Genomic DNA, 18,760 nt, shown 5'->3' with positions numbered 1-18,760 from the left:
AAGATAATCCCGTGTAGCCGAGGATCCGAACACACGGGACTATATCAACGACTAATTAATGTTAATTAGGCATCTGGGAATTCACGGATGAAACGTTCGACGTCATCAACCATGGATTCTGTTCCTACGAAGAACGGTGAGCGCTGATGCAGTTTCTCTGGCGTGATATCCAGAATACGGTTTTTACCGTCGCTAGCCTTACCGCCCGCCTGCTCCGCCAGAAACGCCATCGGGTTGCATTCGTACAGCAAACGCAGTTTGCCTTTCGGATAGCTCGCGGTGCTTGGGTACAGGTAAATTCCGCCTTTCAGCAGATTACGGTGGAAATCTGCGACCAGTGAACCGATGTAACGCGACGTATAAGGACGCTGCGTCTCTTCATCCTGTTCCTGACAGTATTTGATGTATTTCTTCACGCCGGCAGGAAACTTGATGTAGTTCCCTTCGTTGATGGAATACATATTCCCTTTTTCCGGGAAGCAAACTTTTTCATGCGAGAGACAGAACACACCGAGCGACGGATCGTAGGTAAAGGCGTGAACGCCGTGACCCGTGGTATACACCAGCATGGTTGAAGAACCGTAAACGATGTAACCCGCAGCAACCTGCTGACTACCCGGCTGCAAGAAGTCAGCTTCCGTGACTGACGTACCCAGCGGCGTAATACGACGATAAATAGAGAAAATCGTACCGACAGAGACGTTCACATCAATATTCGACGAACCGTCCAGCGGATCCATCAGAACCACATACTTGGCATTTTCCGCCTTATCACCTTCAAAGATAACAATTTCGTCTTCTTCTTCGGAGGCAATACCTGCCACTTCACCACGTGCTTTTAATGCAGCTTTCAGTTTCTCATTGGCATACAGATCGAGCTTCATCTGCACTTCGCCCTGAACATTAGAAATACCGCTGGCTCCCAGGATATCAACCAGACCCGCTTTATTGATATCACGGTGAATAATCTTGGCACCCAGTTTAATAGCAGACAGCAGCGCGGTAAGCTCACCTGTGGCGTGAGAGAAATCGTGCTGTTTTTCGACGATAAATTCGCCTAACGTTTTCATAACACTATTCCAGAATCTACGGATGAAAAGCGGTTTCATTTCTGCACCGCCAACGTTTGCGCATGCAGTGTAGCCCAAAGAGAAAGTGAGTACCTAGTCAAATCCATTTCTTATGGCGGATTCATAGCGTTAGAATGTGACGCAGACTCACTGTGAAGATGGAAAATGTATGCGTATTCATATTTTAGGTATCTGCGGCACCTTTATGGGTGGCCTTGCCCTGCTTGCTCGTTCGCTGGGGCATGATGTCACAGGCTCAGATGCAAATGTTTATCCCCCCATGAGTACCTTACTTGAAGAGCAGGGAATCACGCTGATTCAGGGATACGATCCGGCACAGCTTAGCCCCGCTCCTGATTTGATCATCATCGGTAATGCGATGACGCGCGGAAACCCGTGCGTTGAGGCCGTGCTGGAACAGGGTTTACCTTATGTTTCCGGTCCACAGTGGCTGCATGATTATGTGCTGCGCGATCGCTGGGTGATTGCCGTTGCGGGCACACATGGCAAAACCACCACGGCGGGGATGGTCACCTGGATTCTGGAAGATTGCGGCTACCAGCCCGGCTTTGTGATCGGTGGCGTTCCTGGTAACTTCACCGTTTCCGCACGCTTGGGTGACAGCCCGTTCATGGTGCTCGAAGCCGATGAATATGACTGTGCGTTCTTCGACAAACGATCCAAATTTGTACATTACTGCCCAAGAACGCTGGTGCTCAACAATCTTGAGTTCGATCACGCCGACATCTTTGACGATCTGAAAGCCATTCAGAAACAGTTCCATCATCTTGTGCGACTGGTGCCGGGCAGCGGGAAGATCATCCTGCCAGCCAATGACCTTAACCTCAAACAGGTGATGGGAATGGGATGCTGGAGTGAGCAGGAACTGGTTGGTGAAGAAGGCACATGGCGGGCACAAAAAGTATCGACCGATGCCAGCCAATATCAGGTTTACCTGAATAAAGAACTCGTCGGTGAAGTCCACTGGAAGCTGGTCGGTGAACACAACATGCACAACGGGCTGATGGCCATCGCTGCCGCTCACCACGTTGGCGTACTCCCTGCTGATTCTTGCCGCGCACTGGGTGGATTTATCAACGCGCGCCGTCGCCTTGAATTACGTGGTACAGAGCATGGCGTCACGGTTTATGACGATTTTGCGCATCACCCGACTGCGATTCTGGCGACGCTGTCGGCGCTACGTAGCAAAGTTGGCGGTACAGCGCGTATTCTGGCCGTACTTGAACCCCGCTCGAACACCATGAAATTGGGGATGTGCAAAAACGAACTGGCACCGTCATTAGGCCGCGCCGATGAAGTTTTCCTATTCCAGCCAGTACATATTCCATGGCAAGTGGTAGAAGTTGCGGAAGCCTGTGTACAGCCCGCTCACTGGAGCGCGGATATTGACACGCTGGTAGAAAACATCGTCAAGACTGCACAGCCTGGTGACCACATTCTGGTGATGAGCAACGGCGGGTTCAGCAACATCCACAATAAACTGCTGGATGGCCTGAAGAACAAAGCGCAGAAGGCGAAAGAAGCTCAGGAATAACAGGTAGAAGCCGTCGTTGCTTACATCACGGCGGCGAAACGGTAGATAGCAAAAAGGACGGGAATCCCGTCCTTTTTCATCTTCGCATCACCCATTATTAATGGGTGGCAAAATCAAGCGTCGAACGGATCGCGCAACACCATCGTTTCGCTACGATCTGGGCCGGTAGAAATAATATCAATCGGCACGCCAGTGATTTCTTCGATACGTTTGATGTAGTTCAGCGCAGCCTGCGGCAGTTTGCTGTGATCTTTCACGCCAAACGTGCTTTCAGACCAGCCCGGCACTGTTTCGTAAATCGGCTCAAGACCTTCCCAGCCTTCAGCAGCCAGCGGAGTAGTATCCACTTCGGTGCCATTCGGCAAACGATAGCCTACGCAGATTTTAATCTCTTTCAGACCGTCCAGAACATCCAGCTTAGTCAGGCAGAAACCGGACAGCGAGTTGATCTGTACCGCACGACGTACGGCAACTGCATCCAACCAGCCAGTACGACGACGACGACCTGTTGTCGCGCCAAACTCGTTACCTTTCTGAGACAGATGTTCGCCGACTTCTTCAAACAGTTCAGTCGGGAATGGACCTGCACCTACACGGGTAGAGTAAGCTTTAACGATACCCAGTACGTAGTCTACATAGCGTGGACCCAGACCAGAACCGGTAGCAACGCCGCCCGCAGTGGTGTTTGAGGAAGTCACGTATGGATAGGTACCGTGGTCGATATCCAGCAGCGTACCCTGCGCGCCTTCAAACATGACGAAATCGCCACGCAGGTGCGCTTTGTACAGCAGATCGGAAACATCAACGACCATCGCAGTCAGAATATCAGCAATCGCTAACACGTCGTCCAACACTTTCTGGTAGTCGACAGCATCAGCTTTATAGTAGTTAACCAACTGGAAGTTATGGTATTCGACGATCTCTTTCAGTTTGACGGCAAAGGTTTCTTTATCAAACAGATCGCCAACGCGCAGACCACGGCGAGCAACTTTATCTTCATACGCAGGACCGATACCACGGCCAGTCGTACCAATTGCTTTCGCACCACGTGCTTTTTCACGCGCGTTATCCAGTGCGACGTGATAAGGCAGGATTAACGGACAGGCTTCAGAAAGCAGCAGACGTTCGCGTACCGGGACGCCACGCGCTTCAAGCTCCGTCATTTCTTTCATCAATGCGTCAGGCGCCAGCACAACACCGTTACCGATGATGCTGACAACATTTTCACGCAGAATGCCAGAAGGAATTAAATGAAGGACGGTTTTTTCACCGTTGATAACCAGCGTGTGGCCAGCGTTGTGTCCGCCCTGATAGCGCACAACATATTTAGCCCGTTCAGTCAGCAGGTCAACGACCTTGCCTTTACCTTCGTCACCCCATTGGGTGCCCAGTACGACGACGTTCTTACCCATTTCAAGAATCACCAGGTTGCTTAAAAAAGGATTCTACCATCTCATTTGGATGCTTTCAGTACTTTTAGCACACGATTGCGCACATTTTTCCGCTTAATTTTAGCCACCCATCCGGCTACGCAACATGTAGTAGATCACGCACCCAGCAACAACTATTCCACCGCCAAAACGACGCAAAATAGTATCCGGCAACTGCGCTATCCCCAAAATCATACGCCGCCAGAGACCGGGAAACAGCAGCGGCCCCAGACCTTCGAGTACCAAAACCAGCCCGAGCGCCAGCCAAATCGTTGAATTCATAACAACCCCTTTTCCCGCTTCAAGTACGAACAGGACCAAAACCCGTGGATTTGTCTCTGCCAGAAAATGGCAAAAAAAAGCCCGGAGATATAACCCGGGCTTGATGAAAGACGTCAGTTAATGACTATCAGCGGCGTGGCAACACACTGTCCGGTGACTTCATGTAGCGGAAGAAGTCACTATCCGGGCTGAGAACCATTACGTCCTGATTACTACTGAAGCTGCTTTCATACGCACGCAGGCTACGAATGAAGGAGTAGAAGTCAGGATCTTCACTGAATGCGTTAGCAAACAGTTTCGCCGCTTCGGCATCCCCTTCACCACGAGTGATACGTCCCTGACGTTCAGCTTCAGCCAGCGTACGGGTAACTTCATAGTCTGCCGTCGCTTTCAGCTTTTCAGCTTCCTCCTGACCTTGTGAACGGTGGCGACGTGCTACCGCTTCACGCTCTGCACGCATACGTTGGTAAATCGCGTCAGACACTTCAGTTGGCAGGTTGATCTGCTTAATTCGCACATCGATAACCTCAATACCCAGCGCAGCCATACTGTTAGGGTTGATATGAGGTTCGTTGCTCGTTGTCTCTTTCTCAACACGCGCAGCAGCAGAAGCAATCGCATTATCGGCTTCGGTCGTTTCACCGGTACCGGTATTCAGCGCTTCACGCACGTCAGACATCAGTTGACCACGCGAGTCGGTAACAATGCCTTTCACATCCAGACGACCAATCTCGGAACGCAGACGGTCACTGAATTTACGTTTCAGCAGCACTTCAGCCTGAGAGATGTCACCACCGCCCGTTGCCAGATAGTAGCGGCTGAAATCGCTGATACGCCATTTGAGGTAGGAATCGACAATCAGGTCTTTCTGCTCTTTAGTGATAAAGCGGTCAGCCTGGTTTTCCATCGTCTGGATACGTGCATCCAGCATTTTCACTGAGTCGATAAACGGAATCTTGAACTGCAATCCCGGTACATAGATCAGCGGCTTATTCTCGTCATCACGCAATACTTTGCCAAAACGCATCACAATGCCGCGCTGGCCTTCCTGCACCACAAACAGTGACGCATAGACCACCATCAGTACCAGGATCAAGATAAATAGTAAGGGCTTACGCATCGATTATTCTCTCCCTACTCGAGTGAGGTCATCACGCTGCGCATTTGCTCTGCGCTGATCCATGATATTTCCATTGTTACTGCTACGCGTTTGGTTGCTATTCGCCGCACCGCTGCTGTTGCTAGGCAAACGCAGTGGATTAGCACTGCTGTTGTTGCTTTGCGTATTTTCACCGCCTTGTCCGCGCAGCATCTGATCCAACGGCAGCACCATCAGGTTGCTCCCTTTGTCATTAACCAGAACTTTACGGGTATGGCTCAGCACGCGTTCCATCGTTTCGATATATAAACGCTCGCGGGTGATTTCTGGCGCAGCTTTATATTCCGGTAAGACTCTGGCAAAACGGGCAACTTCACCCTGAGCTTCCAGAACGGTACGCGTTTTATAAGCGCGAGACTCTTCCAGAATACGTTGAGCCTGACCGTTAGCACGCGGCTGTACTTCGTTCGCGTACGCTTCCGCTTCACGAATATATTGCTGTTCGTTTTCACGTGCGGCAATCGCATCATCAAACGCCGCCTTAACTTCTTCCGGCGGACGCGCAGTCTGGAAGTTGACGTCCAGCAGCGTGATACCCATGTTGTACGGACGAACCGTTTCTTCCAGTACACGCTGGGTATCCGTACGCACGATGGTACGGCCTTCCGTCAAAATTTTGTCCATCGTGTATTTACCAATAACGCCGCGCAGCGCACTGTCAGTTGCCTGACGCAAGCTGTCATCCGCATTGGTTACACTGAACAGATATTGTTCTGGCTGCGTGACACGATACTGCACGTTCATTTCAACGCGCACGACGTTTTCATCTGACGTCAACATCACGCCCGACGTCGCCAGTTCACGCACCGATTCAACGTTCACCGCGCGAACAGAATCGATAAAGGTCGGTTTCCAGTTCAGACCCGGACCAACCAAATGGCTGAACTTACCAAAGCGCGTTACGACACCGCGTTCCGCTTCTTTAATGGTATAGAAACCAGTAGCAGCCCAGATGACAACCGCAGCGACGGCAGCGATACCGACGATCCGGCCACCCAATGCTGGGCCACCAGAATTTCCACTGTTGCTTGAGCCAGAACCTTTTCCGCCACCCAGATCGCTGAGTTTTTTGCTCAGTTTACGGAAGATGTCGTCCAGATCCGGCGGCCCCTGATCTCGGCCACCTTTATTGTTATTTCCGCCAGAGTTGCCGCCATTATTGCTGCTGCTCCCCCACGGGTCGCGGTCTTGTCCGTTATTACCGGGCTGATTCCACGCCATGTTTTAGCTCCATTCTTTATGATAGGTGTTCTTCAGGTTCAATATCCCAGAGTCCGTCAGACTATTTCACCGTTCAGACTGTTTATGCCAGTCAAATCAGACAATATAGTCCATCAGTTCCTGCTCTTTTTTGCAGAGGCGGCGCCAGTCAGCAATCGGCATACGAATAACCAGACCAATTTGCCCATCCTCTTCAATCCATTCTTTTTCTATTGCCTGAAGCTGGTAAAAACGACTACGCAAGCGTCCTGCCTGCGGGGGAAGATGCAAAGTATGTTGTGCGATTTCCCCGGAAAGCCGCTCAGTCAATGCCTGAAATAGCAACGGAATACCGTCGCCAGTCTGTGCTGAAAGCCAGACCCGCACCGGTAGGTTCTCTTCGTTGCGATCGATACGCGGAACGAAATCATCCAGCATATCAATTTTGTTCATTACCAACAGCGCAGGTATTTCGTCTGCCTCAATTTCCGCCAATACGTCATCAACCGCTTCAATGTTCTCGTCAAGACGAGGATCGGCGGCATCAACAACGTGCAGCAGCAGCGAGGCCTGACGTGTTTCCTGTAATGTAGCCTTAAACGCAGCTACCAAATCATGGGGCAACTGCCGGATAAAACCTACGGTATCCGCCAACACCGTATCACCAACATCATCCACTTGAATGCGGCGCAATGTTGGGTCCAGTGTGGCAAATAACTGATCGGCGACATAGACGCCCGCCGATGTAATCTTGTTAAACAGCGTGGATTTACCCGCGTTGGTATAGCCCACCAGCGAAACGGTGGGGACATCGGCACGAACCCGTGACCGGCGCCCTTGTTCACGCTGTTTTTCTACCCGTTCAAGACGCGACAGTATCTGCATGATACGGTTACGCAATAAACGACGGTCGGTTTCAAGCTGGGTTTCACCCGGGCCACGCAAACCGATACCGCCTTTCTGGCGTTCAAGGTGCGTCCAACCGCGAACCAGTCGGGTCGCAAGGTGGCGCAGCTGTGCCAGCTCTACCTGTAATTTCCCCTCGTGCGTACGCGCACGCTGGGCAAAAATATCTAAAATCAGTCCGGTACGATCGATCACCCGGCACTCGCACAAACGCTCCAGGTTACGTTCCTGAGCAGGCGTCAGCGCATGATCAAACAGCACGACAAACGCGCCAGTTTCTTTTACTACCTGAGCAATTTCTTCAGCTTTACCTTCCCCAACAAAATACTTGGGATGAGGCGATTTACGGCTGCCAGTAACAACCTGCAAGGATTCAATACCGGCAGAAGAAACCAGAGATTCAAACTCCAGCAAATCTTCCGTATCTCTATCTTGCGAAAAGAAAATATGAACTAATATAGCCCGTTCACCTGATTCATAACGGTCAAACAAGCGAATAACCTCTCAAACGAGCAAAAAACACCACAGCGAAGGAGCCGAGCGATGCGTCCAGCTCTCCCGCGCCGTGGTGAATTGACAATACGCCTTATTCGGCGTCATCAGCTTCCTGCGACTGCTGCTGAGCAGTCGTGTTACTACCGTGATAGTTGTTGCTGCCGCCTGGATTGTTGCTATGGTGAGAGACTGGGCGAGAAGGAACAACTGTAGAGATGGCGTGCTTATAAACCATCTGACTTACCGTGTTTTTCAACAAAATCACGAACTGATCGAAAGATTCGATCTGACCTTGCAACTTAATACCGTTAACCAAATAAATCGAAACCGGAACACGTTCACGACGCAAAGCGTTCAAGAACGGATCTTGCAAAGATTGCCCCTTAGCCATTCTATATTTTCCTTATTTGTATGTTGTTTGTAACAAAGAACCCTATGGCTCTAAAATAACGGTGTAAAAAAACTTGCACGCTGAGACTCACCGATTGTACACAATCACTCAACCTATGCACTAACAACCTGTATGACCTTGTCCAGTGCTTCAGTCGGTTTCTCGCTATCCAGCCAGCAGACATCATCCCAACCGCGCAGCCAGGTCATTTGACGCTTCGCTAACTGACGCGTCGCACAAATTCCCCGATAAACCATCTCATCGTAATCAATTTCACCGGATAAATATGACCACATCTGGCGATAACCAACACAACGAATAGAGGGCATATCCGTATGAAGGTCATGCCGGGCAAACAATGTCCGGGCTTCTGTCTCAAAACCTGCCGCCAACATCTGATGAAAACGCTGTTCAATCCGCTCATGCAACAATTCACGCGTCGCCGGGGCGATAGCAAACTGATGAACCTGATAGGGCAGCGCGTCGCCAGACGTTTTTGTCAGTTCAGTTAAAGTGTTACCTGAAACGAAAAAAACTTCCAGTGCTCGCGAGAGTCTCTGCGGATCATTTGGATGAATCCGAATTGCTGCTACCGGATCGATCTCACTGAGCTGCCGATGCATCGCTTCCCAGCCGATTTCTTTTGCCTGATCTTCAATGCGTTGACGCACAGCAGCATCGGCTGACGGCAGAGGAGAAAGTCCCTCTAGCAGCGCCTTGAAATACAGCATCGTCCCCCCGACTAACAGGGGAATGCGCCCGGCGGCGGTAATATCCGCCATCTCACGTAGCGCATCGCGGCGAAAATCGGCCGCAGAATAGGATTCTGTCGGATCGAGAATATCGATTAACCGATGCGGGGCCAGTGCCAGCTCTTCCGCACTCGGTTTCGCCGTCCCAATATCCATATCTTTATAGATGAGGGCGGAATCAACGCTAATCAACTCTACCGGCAAATATTCTCGTAACGCCATTGCCAATGCCGTTTTTCCTGACGCCGTCGGCCCCATGATAAAAATGGCGGGCGGCAACGACGCTTGTTCTACATCACTCATGCTTTAAAGCCTTGATGGCATCCTGGATGTCCATCATAAATAAAAGTTCAGACGGCGGCATTTTCGCCAACTGCGGACAAAGCCGCTCGACATCCGCCAATAATTGTATGGCCTGAGAATGACTCCAGCTTTCCTGCTCACTCTGCAATCGCGTTGCCATCCACGATGCCAATTCGCCAGGTTCCACCTGCTGTGTCTCAACCGTCTGATAGTCGGCCAGATAGCCTATCAGTTCGGAGATCAAGTTTTGTAAATTTTGTTGGCGCAATGGTAAAGGTACGGCACGCAATGTGGCACGCTGTGACTCAACCACGACTTCAATACCAAAACGCGCCAGCAAAGCGTGATGGGCAGACAACACGTTCAGCTCAGATTTACTCAACGTCAGGCGCTGCGGAATCAGCAACGGCTGCGCCCGCAACCCTTCTTCCGACGGCGTCAACTGCACCGCTTTCAGATAGCGTTCAGCAACGGAAAGCGACAGCATCGCCAATCCCTTATGGTACTCCAACAGCGCGTAGCACGGCGGATAAACCGTCAATACCCGCCCAAAACCGTTTGATTGGCTTTCCAGCGGTGATTCAACCGGCGCACGTTGCTTGTTATTGCTGGTTGCAGTGTTATCCGTCGCAGTTCGATTTGACGGTACGTCATGCGATACCGTGGAGGGGACAACCCTATCCGGCGACATAATGTGATTCGACGGTACAGAAATACGCTCGCCAGACGACGACGGTGCACTTGCTGCGTTATCTGCTGGTTGCAGCAGCGTCTTATACAGATCACCTTGCTTCTTCTGGTACGGATTCTCTGGCTGATAGCCGGAATAAGCAGATTCTCTCGCCTGACCGGAATGACCCGCGCGAGGCGTTTTCCCACCATACGACGGCGAACTATCGGTACGTGACGGCTGGGCAAAGTGGTTTTCGCCTGCGGCAGTGCGGTTTTCCTGCTGCCATTGCACGGGTTTCCCGGTCTCCGGCTCTGTCATGCCAAGCCCCGGTGAGGATGCCTGTTGCAGAACGGACATCACCGCCTGATAGATGAAGTCATGCACCAGACGAGCCTGATGGAAGCGTACCTCATGCTTGGCAGGATGCACATTGACATCCACCTGATGCGGGTCGATCTCCAAATACAGCACATAGGCGGGTTGCTGCTCGTCACTAAGCTGATCCTGATACGCCTGCCGGATGGCATGATTAATCAGCCGATCGCGCATCATGCGCTGGTTCACGTAGCAATACTGCATATCCGGTAATTGTTTAGCCCCAACCGGATCGGCCACCCAGCCATGAATGGTGAGATCGCCGTGTTGCCATGATACCGCCAGCGCATGTTGCAGAAACGTCGCACCGCAGATGCTGCCCAGGCGGCGTTCATACTGGTTTTTATCGGGCGCAGCACGATACTGCCGCATCAGCTTACCGTTATGATGCAGTGTGATAGCGACATCGAAACGCGCCAGCGCTATACGGCGCACCACCTCATCAATATGTGTGAATTCGGTTTTTTCGGTGCGCATAAATTTACGGCGGGCGGGCGTGTTATAAAACAGATCCAGCACTTCCAGCGTGGTGCCCACTGGATGGGCGGCGGGTTTGACCGTCACCGCCATGTCGCGCCCTTCAGCGTAAGCCTGCCAGGCTTCGGATTGTTCGGCGGTGCGGGATGTCAGGGTAAGACGAGAGACGGAACTGATACTCGCCAGCGCTTCGCCACGAAATCCCATACTAACGATGGCTTCCAGATCGTCGAGCGTCGCAATTTTGCTGGTCGCATGACGTGCCAGCGCCAGCGTTAATTCATCCTTTCCGATACCCGAGCCATTGTCACGAATACGGATCAGCTTCGCGCCGCCGCGTTCTATGTCGATATCAATCCGGGTCGCACCTGCATCCAGACTGTTTTCCACCAGCTCCTTCACGACCGAAGCCGGACGCTCAACCACTTCTCCGGCAGCGATCTGGTTAGCCAGTTGTGGTGGCAACACCTGAATCGGCATGGCGTATCCCTCTTACTATCCTCAATCTATCGACATCGCCAGCATGAAGAATCAGGCAGACGGAATAACCAGCGTTTGCCCCAGCTGTACCGTGCCGGAGCGCATATTATTCGCCTGTTGGATCTCTTTCATGCTGACACCGTAACGGGCAGCAATCGCACTCAGGCTATCACCCTTTACGACCTTATGCTTCACCGGCGCGGCCTTTTTGGGCGCAGGTGTCGATGCCGTCTGCTTCGTTCCTGTCGCCGGAATATTCAAGCGCTGCCCAACCCAGACGATGTCCTTGTTCAGCTTATTCACGTCACGCATAGCCGCGAGACTGACGCCATAACGCCGGGCAATGGAAGAGAGCGTTTCGCCACGCGCGACGGTATGACGCGTGCTGCCCGCACTCGCTTTTGCCGCAGTTACGTTACTGCCCGACGTTGCTCTATCACTTGCCGCCGACTGTAGTGGGCGGCTTTCCTGCTTTGGGAGGGATTGAATCGGGTGAGTTTGGAAGTAACTTCTCAGCCCCTGATAAATCGCATTGGCGAGTTTTTCCTGATAGTCGTTACTCCCCAACAGCCGCTCTTCCGAGACATTGGTGATAAATCCAGTTTCCACCAGCAGAGAAGGAATATCCGGCGAGCGCAACACACCCAAACTCGCGTGCTCAGGCAGTCGTTTATGCAGCCCCCCGACGCGCTGGAGCTCACGCAGCACCTTGGTCGCGACGTCATACCCCACCCGCTGGGAGTGACCAAATTGCAGATCCAGTACCGCCTGACTGAGGTAAGGATCGGCACTGCTGTTCGCCAGTAGATCGCCCGCCCCGCCCAGCAGTTCAGACTGCTTCTCATGCTGCTCCAGCCAGTTTGCCATTTCACTGTTCGCACGGCGGTTGGACAGCACCCAAACAGACGCGCCTTTAGCATTACGGTTCGGCGCAGCATCCGCGTGAATCGACACTAACAGATTCGCGCCCTGCTTACGCGCCACGTCAGAACGCCCCATGACGGAGATAAAGTAGTCGCCGTCACGCGTCAGCACGCCTTTAAAGGCCGGATCGTTATTCAGTAAGATTTGTAACTTACGCGCGATAGAAATGGTGACATTTTTCTCCCGCAGCCCGTTCGTGCCAATCGCCCCTGGATCCTGCCCACCGTGCCCCGCATCAATCGCCACAACAACGCGTTCATTCCCCTGTCGTGCTGGCGCACGAGTAGATGACGAACTGGTATTGACGGCAACAGTCGGTTTGTTGGTAAAAGGATTTTTGGCCGGTTCTGCCGGCGCGCTATTTTGCTGACGTGAAGCCGGAGGCGCAGAAGCTTGCACCGTTTTGGCTTTATCACCCGTGATGGTGAAGACAACAACGTAACCCGATCCTTCTTTTTGCGTCACCGCCCGCGTTTTAGCCGCCTGGGTTAAATCCAGCACCAAACGCAGGCTTTGTGCGTCCTGCGCGTTGCTGGTTCGCACTCGCTTAATCAGATTTTGCCCGCTGAAATCCAACGGCAACCCCTGAATGACGCCAGTCTGACGAATATCGATGACCACTCTGGCGGGGTTACTCAGTGGGAAAAAAGCATAAATCGGCTGACCGCTAAAGCTCAGGCGCACCGTGGCCTGACCTGACGCATTATCCACCTTGATATCCGACAGATTGGCCGCCCACGCCGAGCTTGCCAGCAACAGCCATACGCCGATGAACAGCTTAACCATACGACTCATCATGATTCTGTTGTTCCTGGCTGAAGAGAAAAACGTTGCAACATCGCGTCTCCCGCCGCAGAGACAGCGGACAGTTCAGCCTGTCGGCCCTGATCCTGATAGCGCAAATGCAGTTCGATATCCGCATCGGGCAGCACCCCAGCGCCCTGCTGCGGCCATTCAATCAGACAGATGGCATCCTGTGTCAGATAATCGCGGATCCCCATAAACTCCAACTCTTCCGGGTCGGCCAGTCGATAGAGATCAAAATGGTAGACAGCCAGCGGCGATAACGCATAAGGCTCGACCAGCGTATAAGTGGGGCTTTTAACATTGCCCTGATGACCGCGCGCCTGTAGGAAACCGCGACTAAACGTCGTTTTCCCCGCACCGAGGTCGCCATAAAGGTGGATAACACAAGCACCGTCACAGGCTTTCGCCAGCGCCGTACCCAAAGAAATCGTTGCTGCCTCATCTGGCAGAAGTAAGACTATTTTTTTCATTCTATCTATTGTTCTAAAAACATAGGTTCTGAAAGCATCGGCTCGAGAAACACCCGCTCGGGATTAACATATCGGAACAACACAGGCAGTAAATCGGTTGCCAGCATACCTCGGGTGCCGCGTCGCGCTGCCAGCCAATCGGCCGCCGCACCGTGAACGACACACCCTGCACATGCAGCATCATACAGCGAGAGCTTTTGCGCCAGCAAACCGCCAACGATACCCGACAGCACATCACCCATGCCGCCTGTCGCCATGCCGGGGTTTCCCACATCAGCAATAGCAACCTCGTCTCGCTCGCTGACAATCACCGTTCCCGCACCTTTCAATACGACAACGCCACCATAGCGTTTTACCAACTTTGTGGCCGCAAGTAAGCGATCACTTTCAATATCAGAGACGCGGCAATTCAGTAAACGTGCCGCCTCACCGGGGTGAGGTGTCAGCACGCGATTTTGCCGCTTATGCGGATTGATTGCCAGCAGGTTAAGCGCATCCGCATCCCATAACATGGGTTTGTTACAATTTTCTGCCAGACGCAGCGCGCTTTTGCCCCATTCATCCTGCCCTAAACCGGGTCCAATCACCACGACATCGGCCCATTCCAGCCCCTGCCGCAGCGTCTCTGTCGTCAACTCTTGCACCATCAGCTCAGGCCGTGCCGTCAGAAACGCCGATTGATACTGTTTGTGAGTAAGTACTCGCACCAACCCTGCGCCGCTGTGTAACGCCGCATCCGCAGCCATCAATACCGCGCCGCCTAAGCCGACGTTGCCGCCCACCACCAGCAGCCTGCCGTTATCGCCTTTATGTTGTCCGGCTGGACGAGGCGTCAGCCATTCGGGAAGTTGCGCCGCAGTCAGCCGCCGTATCGGCGCGGTTTGATCGTCCAGCCACGCCTGCAATCCTAACGAATGATAATGTAATGTTCCGACGTGCTCACGAGCACGACCGGTCAGTAGTCCCGGTTTCAGCGCGATAAACGTCACCGTCTGCGCCGCACAAATCGCAACGCCCGCACAGGAGCCGGTTTCAGCATCTAAGCCAGAGGGAATATCCAGTGAAAAAATCGGTGCGGAATAGGCATTCGCCTGCGTCATTAACGCAGCATAAGGCGCACGCGGTGCAGCAGAAAGACCGGTTCCCAGTAGACCATCCACAATGAGATCGATCCCGTCCGGCCACGGCATATCGCCATCCTGCGCACTGGCCTCTTGAATACGACCGCCCTGCTCCAGCCAGCGCTGTCGGGCAAGATGAGCCTCGTCGGGCAGCGGCTTATCGCTGGTGCAGGCAACAACATCGACCTCCATCCCCGCCGCCAGCGCCAAACTGGCGACCACATATCCATCGCCGCCGTTATTGCCGTGTCCAGCCAGCACTCGCCAGCGTCGAGCCGAGGGATAGCATTGGCGAGCCACCTGAAATGCGGCTTCTCCCGCACGCTGCATGAGTTCCCACAGCGAAAGCCCCGATTCACTGGCCGCTCTGGCTTCTTCACGCCGCACCCAATCGGCGTAAAACACCGAGTCAGGCAAATCTTCCTCGCGCTTCCGGTCGTGACACGTCATCATTTGCTCTTAGTTTTCATTACAATGACTTAAAATTAGCAAGCAACCTAAACGACCGCTAGCATTCCGCGCGTCTCAGCAGACATCGGCTCTGCGGCGCGAATATGGTAACATCAGCACGTCTTGTTTATTTCTGTGGCCCATCATGTCATACCCCTACGATCTCAACGAATTAGCACAACACATCAAACAATGGGGGCAGGCATTGGGGTTCCAGCAGGTCGGCATCTGCGACACCGATCTATCCGCAGAAGAACCTCGGCTTCAGGATTGGCTGGATAAGCAATACCACGGGGAAATGGACTGGATGGCACGCCACGGTATGCTGCGGGCACGTCCGCATGAACTGCTGCCCGGCACACTGCGCGTCATCAGCGTGCGTATGAATTATCTGCCTGCCAAAGCCGCATTCGCCAGTACCTTAAAAAACCCAGAGCTCGGTTACGTTAGCCGTTATGCGCTGGGCCGCGATTACCACAAGCTGCTACGCCAGCGTCTGAAAAAGCTCGGTGACCAGATTCAGGAATACTGCGGTGAATTGAATTTTCGCCCCTTTGTCGATTCCGCGCCCATTATGGAGCGCCCATTGGCTGCGAAAGCCGGGCTTGGCTGGGTTGGTAAACACTCACTAATTCTGAACAGAGAAGCGGGTTCCTGGTTCTTTCTCGGTGAACTGCTGATCGATTTACCCCTGCCCGTCGATCGTCCACAGGAAGAACAGTGCGGTCGATGTGTCGCCTGCATGACCACCTGCCCAACTGGCGCGATTGTCGCACCTTATACCGTTGATGCCCGCCGCTGCATTTCCTATCTGACTATCGAATTGGAAGGTCCGATTCCTGAAGAATTTCGTCCGCTAATGGGTAATCGCATCTATGGCTGCGATGACTGTCAGCTGATTTGCCCGTGGAATCGGTTTTCACAACTTACCGACGAGGCGGATTTCAGCCCGCGTGCCGCACTGCATACGCCAGAGCTGCTGACGCTATTCGGCTGGAATGAAGAGAAATTTCTGCGCATTACGGAAGGATCGCCGATCCGGCGCATCGGCCATCTCCGCTGGCTACGTAATATTGCCGTCGCACTGGGGAATGCCCCCTATCAGGATAGTATCGTGCTGGCGCTGCAAGCTCGTCTGGGTGAAAGCGAACTGTTGGATGAACATATCCACTGGGCGATTCGTCAACAGTTGGAACGTCGCGCGTTACTGGAAATTGACGTCCAATCCACACAGAAAAAACGACTTATTCGTGCAGTAGAGAAAGGATTACCGCGTGATGCGTGAGACGCTCAAACTCTTGTCATCAGTTTGTCGCACGCGCTGTGAATAAATAAAAAAAACCGTTGGCAATCAACTGTCACAAAAAGTACAAGCGATAGTTATGCCGTTTTATAAGTAAAATTTATGAATAGATATCAATAAGATACTCTACAGTATTTTATCAAAAATCTAGCGTGATTAATAAATAACCAACAGACAGCCTGTGGATAAGTCTGTTAAGAAGAATATGATTTTTTGTATTAACTGATAAAAAAATGATGTGGATTTGAGGTAACGCTTGCGCTCGAAATATGATGCTGTGTAGACAGTAAAAAACGGGCAACAGCACAAAGCGGCGAGCATTATGGATTTCTTATTGTCCTTTAGCAAGGGCTGAGATCTAATTTTTACGATCGAAGGGGAATTTTATGATCAAAAACAAAAACGCGGCGACACCTCTTTATATGAGGCATCGCCGCGCGGAACGTTAAGATCGTCGTCAGAGAAACAGAAGGATGGCAAATATATCCACCTTCATCCTCAACAGGCCGATGTTATGCGCGGGTTCTGATCAGATAATCAAAGGCGCTCAAGGACGCTTTTGCACCTTCCCCCGTCGCGATAATGATCTGCTTGTACGGCACCGTCGTACAGTCGCCGGCAGCAAAGACCCCTTTCACGCTGGTTTCACACTTAGCATCGATCTCGATTTCACCGATGCGGTTTCTGGCTACCGTACCTTCCAGCCAGTGGGTGTTAGGCAGCAGGCCAATCTGCACGAAGATCCCTTCCAGTGCGACATCATGCACCGTATCGGTAATACGATCTTTATAGCTCAGCCCTGTCACCTTTTGCCCATCGCCTTTCACTTCGGTAGTTTGCGCATTCAGGATGATGTCAACGTTCGGCAGGCTACGTACTTTTTCCTGCAATACCGAATCCGCTTTCAGTTCCGGGGCAAACTCAAGCAGCGTGACATGTTTCACTACGCCAGCCAGATCGATAGCCGCTTCCACACCGGAATTTCCACCGCCAATCACCGCGACATGCTTGCCTTTAAACAGCGGACCATCACAGTGCGGGCAGTATGTTACGCCACGCGTACGGTACTGATCTTCGCCGGGGACATTCATGTTTCTCCAGCGCGCGCCAGTCGCAATGATCACACTGCGCGCTTTCAGCGTCGCGCCGGATACGGTGATCACCTGATGCGGTTTACCCGGTTCACCGCCAGGAATTAGGGCTTCTGCACTCTGTGCGTCAATCACGTCGACATCGTAGTCATCAACATGGCTCTTCAGCGCCGTCGCCAGTTTGGCCCCTTCCGTTTTCGGCACGGAAATGTAGTTTTCGATATCGACGGTATCCAATACCTGACCGCCAAAGCGCTCACCAACCAAACCGGTACGGATGCCTTTACGCGCCGAATAGACTGCTGCTGCTGCACCCGCCGGGCCGCTACCGATGATTAACACATCATAGACGTCGCGTTGGTTCAGCTTCTCAACCTGTTTAGCGCCCGCGCCGGTATCGATTTTAGTCACAATCTCTGCGAGGCTCGTCCGACCCTGACTGAAGTGCTCGCCATTCAGGAAAATAGTGGGAACGCCCATGACATTACGGCTTTGGATCTCATCCTGAAACACGCCGCCGTCAATCGCGGTATGGGTGATATTCGGATTCAACACCGCCATTAAATTCAGCGCCTGCACCACGTCCGGGCAGTTGTGGCAGGACAGCGAGTAATACGTTTCAAAGTGGAACGAACCGTCAAGATGGCGGATTTGGTCGAGTAATTCTTTCGCCTCTTTCGACGGATGACCGCCCACCTGCAATAACGCCAGAATCAGGGAGGTAAATTCGTGTCCCATTGGCGCACCAGCAAAACGCGGGCCGCTTTGGGAACCTGGATTGGTAATCAGGAATGACGGCTTACGTACTGCCAGATCATTCTTTTCAATAAAACTTACCCGATCGGACAGCTCAGCAATCTCAGCCAGCAGGGTTCTGACTTCAGCAGATTTAGCGGAGTCATCCAGAGTCGCAATCAACTCAACAGGTTTGGTTAATTTTTCCAGATAGGCTTTCAACTGGACTTTCATCGTATTGTCGAGCATTGGTCGTCCTTAATTAGGCAAGTAGGTACAAAAGCAAAATCGTGCGGGGTGCTGACCCCAAG

General features: G+C 52.4%; 15 protein-coding genes. 2 read left to right on the top strand and 13 right to left on the bottom strand.

The annotated features are described in order from the left end of the window. Nucleotides 1-65: 65 nt before the first annotated feature. A complete protein-coding gene (gene fbp, locus QWJ20_RS12885) occupies nt 66-1,070 on the bottom strand; it encodes a class 1 fructose-bisphosphatase (protein ID WP_039487368.1) in 1,005 nt (334 codons plus the stop codon). Between the two features lie 169 nt (nt 1,071-1,239). Between fbp and mpl the strand changes: the two genes are divergently transcribed. Then, the gene (gene mpl, locus QWJ20_RS12880; RefSeq protein WP_433992699.1) at nt 1,240-2,625 is read left to right on the top strand and encodes a UDP-N-acetylmuramate:L-alanyl-gamma-D-glutamyl-meso-diaminopimelate ligase; all 1,386 of its coding nucleotides are present in this window, start codon (nt 1,240-1,242) and stop codon (nt 2,623-2,625) included. Nucleotides 2,626-2,738: 113 nt separating this feature from the next. Here mpl and QWJ20_RS12875 read toward each other — a convergent pair whose 3' ends face one another. The 11 genes from QWJ20_RS12875 to nnr all read right to left on the bottom strand — a co-directional run bounded on the left by QWJ20_RS12875 (nt 2,739) and on the right by nnr (nt 15,323). Beyond that, complete coding sequence (locus tag QWJ20_RS12875; protein ID WP_095700691.1) at nt 2,739-4,037, bottom strand: adenylosuccinate synthase; 1,299 nt, start codon at nt 4,035-4,037, stop codon at nt 2,739-2,741. A gap of 99 nt (nt 4,038-4,136) precedes the next feature. After that, complete coding sequence (locus QWJ20_RS12870) at nt 4,137-4,337, bottom strand: DUF2065 domain-containing protein (RefSeq protein WP_039487365.1); 201 nt, start codon at nt 4,335-4,337, stop codon at nt 4,137-4,139. 127 nt (nt 4,338-4,464) lie between these two features. Further along, a complete protein-coding gene (gene hflC, locus QWJ20_RS12865) occupies nt 4,465-5,457 on the bottom strand; it encodes a protease modulator HflC (protein WP_039487362.1) in 993 nt (330 codons plus the stop codon). A gap of 3 nt (nt 5,458-5,460) precedes the next feature. Then, nucleotides 5,461-6,717 (bottom strand): FtsH protease activity modulator HflK, encoded by a 1,257-nt coding sequence (gene hflK / locus QWJ20_RS12860; protein ID WP_095700692.1) that lies wholly within the window; start codon nt 6,715-6,717, stop codon nt 5,461-5,463. 96 nt (nt 6,718-6,813) lie between these two features. Next, nucleotides 6,814-8,094, bottom strand: coding sequence for a ribosome rescue GTPase HflX (hflX, locus tag QWJ20_RS12855; protein WP_095700693.1), 1,281 nt, complete (start codon nt 8,092-8,094; stop codon nt 6,814-6,816). Between the two features lie 94 nt (nt 8,095-8,188). Beyond that, nucleotides 8,189-8,488, bottom strand: coding sequence for an RNA chaperone Hfq (gene hfq, locus QWJ20_RS12850; RefSeq protein ID WP_010285823.1), 300 nt, complete (start codon nt 8,486-8,488; stop codon nt 8,189-8,191). Nucleotides 8,489-8,601: 113 nt separating this feature from the next. Further along, a complete protein-coding gene (gene miaA / locus QWJ20_RS12845) occupies nt 8,602-9,543 on the bottom strand; it encodes a tRNA (adenosine(37)-N6)-dimethylallyltransferase MiaA (RefSeq protein ID WP_224073073.1) in 942 nt (313 codons plus the stop codon). Then, entirely contained in the window at nt 9,536-11,548 is a 2,013-nt protein-coding gene (mutL, locus tag QWJ20_RS12840; protein ID WP_433992698.1) for a DNA mismatch repair endonuclease MutL, read from the bottom strand. Before mutL ends, miaA begins: the two co-directional genes overlap by 8 nt. 51 nt (nt 11,549-11,599) lie before the next feature. Beyond that, on the bottom strand, nt 11,600-13,270 hold the full coding sequence (gene amiB / locus QWJ20_RS12835) for an N-acetylmuramoyl-L-alanine amidase AmiB (protein ID WP_433992697.1): 1,671 nt from the start codon (nt 13,268-13,270) through the stop codon (nt 11,600-11,602). Beyond that, the gene (gene tsaE / locus QWJ20_RS12830) at nt 13,267-13,749 is read right to left on the bottom strand and encodes a tRNA (adenosine(37)-N6)-threonylcarbamoyltransferase complex ATPase subunit type 1 TsaE (RefSeq protein ID WP_095700697.1); all 483 of its coding nucleotides are present in this window, start codon (nt 13,747-13,749) and stop codon (nt 13,267-13,269) included. The genes amiB and tsaE overlap by 4 nt, the downstream gene beginning before the upstream one ends. A 5-nt stretch (nt 13,750-13,754) precedes the next feature. Then, entirely contained in the window at nt 13,755-15,323 is a 1,569-nt protein-coding gene (gene nnr, locus QWJ20_RS12825; RefSeq protein WP_433992696.1) for a bifunctional ADP-dependent NAD(P)H-hydrate dehydratase/NAD(P)H-hydrate epimerase, read from the bottom strand. A 142-nt stretch (nt 15,324-15,465) separates the two neighbouring features. On the opposite strand from nnr, the gene queG reads away from it, so the two are divergent. After that, nucleotides 15,466-16,605 carry a tRNA epoxyqueuosine(34) reductase QueG gene (queG, locus tag QWJ20_RS12820; RefSeq protein WP_095701973.1) on the top strand — a complete coding sequence of 380 codons (1,140 nt, stop codon included), beginning with the start codon at nt 15,466-15,468 and terminating at the stop codon, nt 16,603-16,605. A 530-nt stretch (nt 16,606-17,135) separates the two neighbouring features. On the opposite strand, the gene ahpF is transcribed toward queG, so the two are convergent. Next, entirely contained in the window at nt 17,136-18,698 is a 1,563-nt protein-coding gene (gene ahpF, locus QWJ20_RS12815) for an alkyl hydroperoxide reductase subunit F (RefSeq protein ID WP_119888408.1), read from the bottom strand. Nucleotides 18,699-18,760 lie beyond the last annotated feature (62 nt).

Source organism: Pectobacterium sp. S5 (genome assembly GCF_051707265.1).
Taxonomy (GTDB): Bacteria; Pseudomonadota; Gammaproteobacteria; order Enterobacterales; family Enterobacteriaceae; genus Pectobacterium; species Pectobacterium polare.
This window is presented reverse-complemented; position numbering and strand designations above follow the sequence as displayed.

Excerpts from the sequence above, each read along its gene's own strand:
- fbp (WP_039487368.1), bottom strand. The coding sequence starts at position 1,070 with ATGAAAACGTTAGGCGAATTTATCGTCGAAAAACAGCACGATTTCTCT.
- mpl (WP_433992699.1), top strand. The coding sequence starts at position 1,240 with ATGCGTATTCATATTTTAGGTATCTGCGGCACCTTTATGGGTGGCCTT.
- QWJ20_RS12875 (WP_095700691.1), bottom strand. The coding sequence starts at position 4,037 with ATGGGTAAGAACGTCGTCGTACTGGGCACCCAATGGGGTGACGAAGGT.
- QWJ20_RS12870 (WP_039487365.1), bottom strand. The coding sequence starts at position 4,337 with ATGAATTCAACGATTTGGCTGGCGCTCGGGCTGGTTTTGGTACTCGAA.
- hflC (WP_039487362.1), bottom strand. The coding sequence starts at position 5,457 with ATGCGTAAGCCCTTACTATTTATCTTGATCCTGGTACTGATGGTGGTC.
- hflK (WP_095700692.1), bottom strand. The coding sequence starts at position 6,717 with ATGGCGTGGAATCAGCCCGGTAATAACGGACAAGACCGCGACCCGTGG.
- hfq (WP_010285823.1), bottom strand. The coding sequence starts at position 8,488 with ATGGCTAAGGGGCAATCTTTGCAAGATCCGTTCTTGAACGCTTTGCGT.
- miaA (WP_224073073.1), bottom strand. The coding sequence starts at position 9,543 with ATGAGTGATGTAGAACAAGCGTCGTTGCCGCCCGCCATTTTTATCATG.
- mutL (WP_433992698.1), bottom strand. The coding sequence starts at position 11,548 with ATGCCGATTCAGGTGTTGCCACCACAACTGGCTAACCAGATCGCTGCC.
- amiB (WP_433992697.1), bottom strand. The coding sequence starts at position 13,270 with ATGATGAGTCGTATGGTTAAGCTGTTCATCGGCGTATGGCTGTTGCTG.
- tsaE (WP_095700697.1), bottom strand. The coding sequence starts at position 13,749 with ATGAAAAAAATAGTCTTACTTCTGCCAGATGAGGCAGCAACGATTTCT.
- nnr (WP_433992696.1), bottom strand. The coding sequence starts at position 15,323 with ATGATGACGTGTCACGACCGGAAGCGCGAGGAAGATTTGCCTGACTCG.
- queG (WP_095701973.1), top strand. The coding sequence starts at position 15,466 with ATGTCATACCCCTACGATCTCAACGAATTAGCACAACACATCAAACAA.
- ahpF (WP_119888408.1), bottom strand. The coding sequence starts at position 18,698 with ATGCTCGACAATACGATGAAAGTCCAGTTGAAAGCCTATCTGGAAAAA.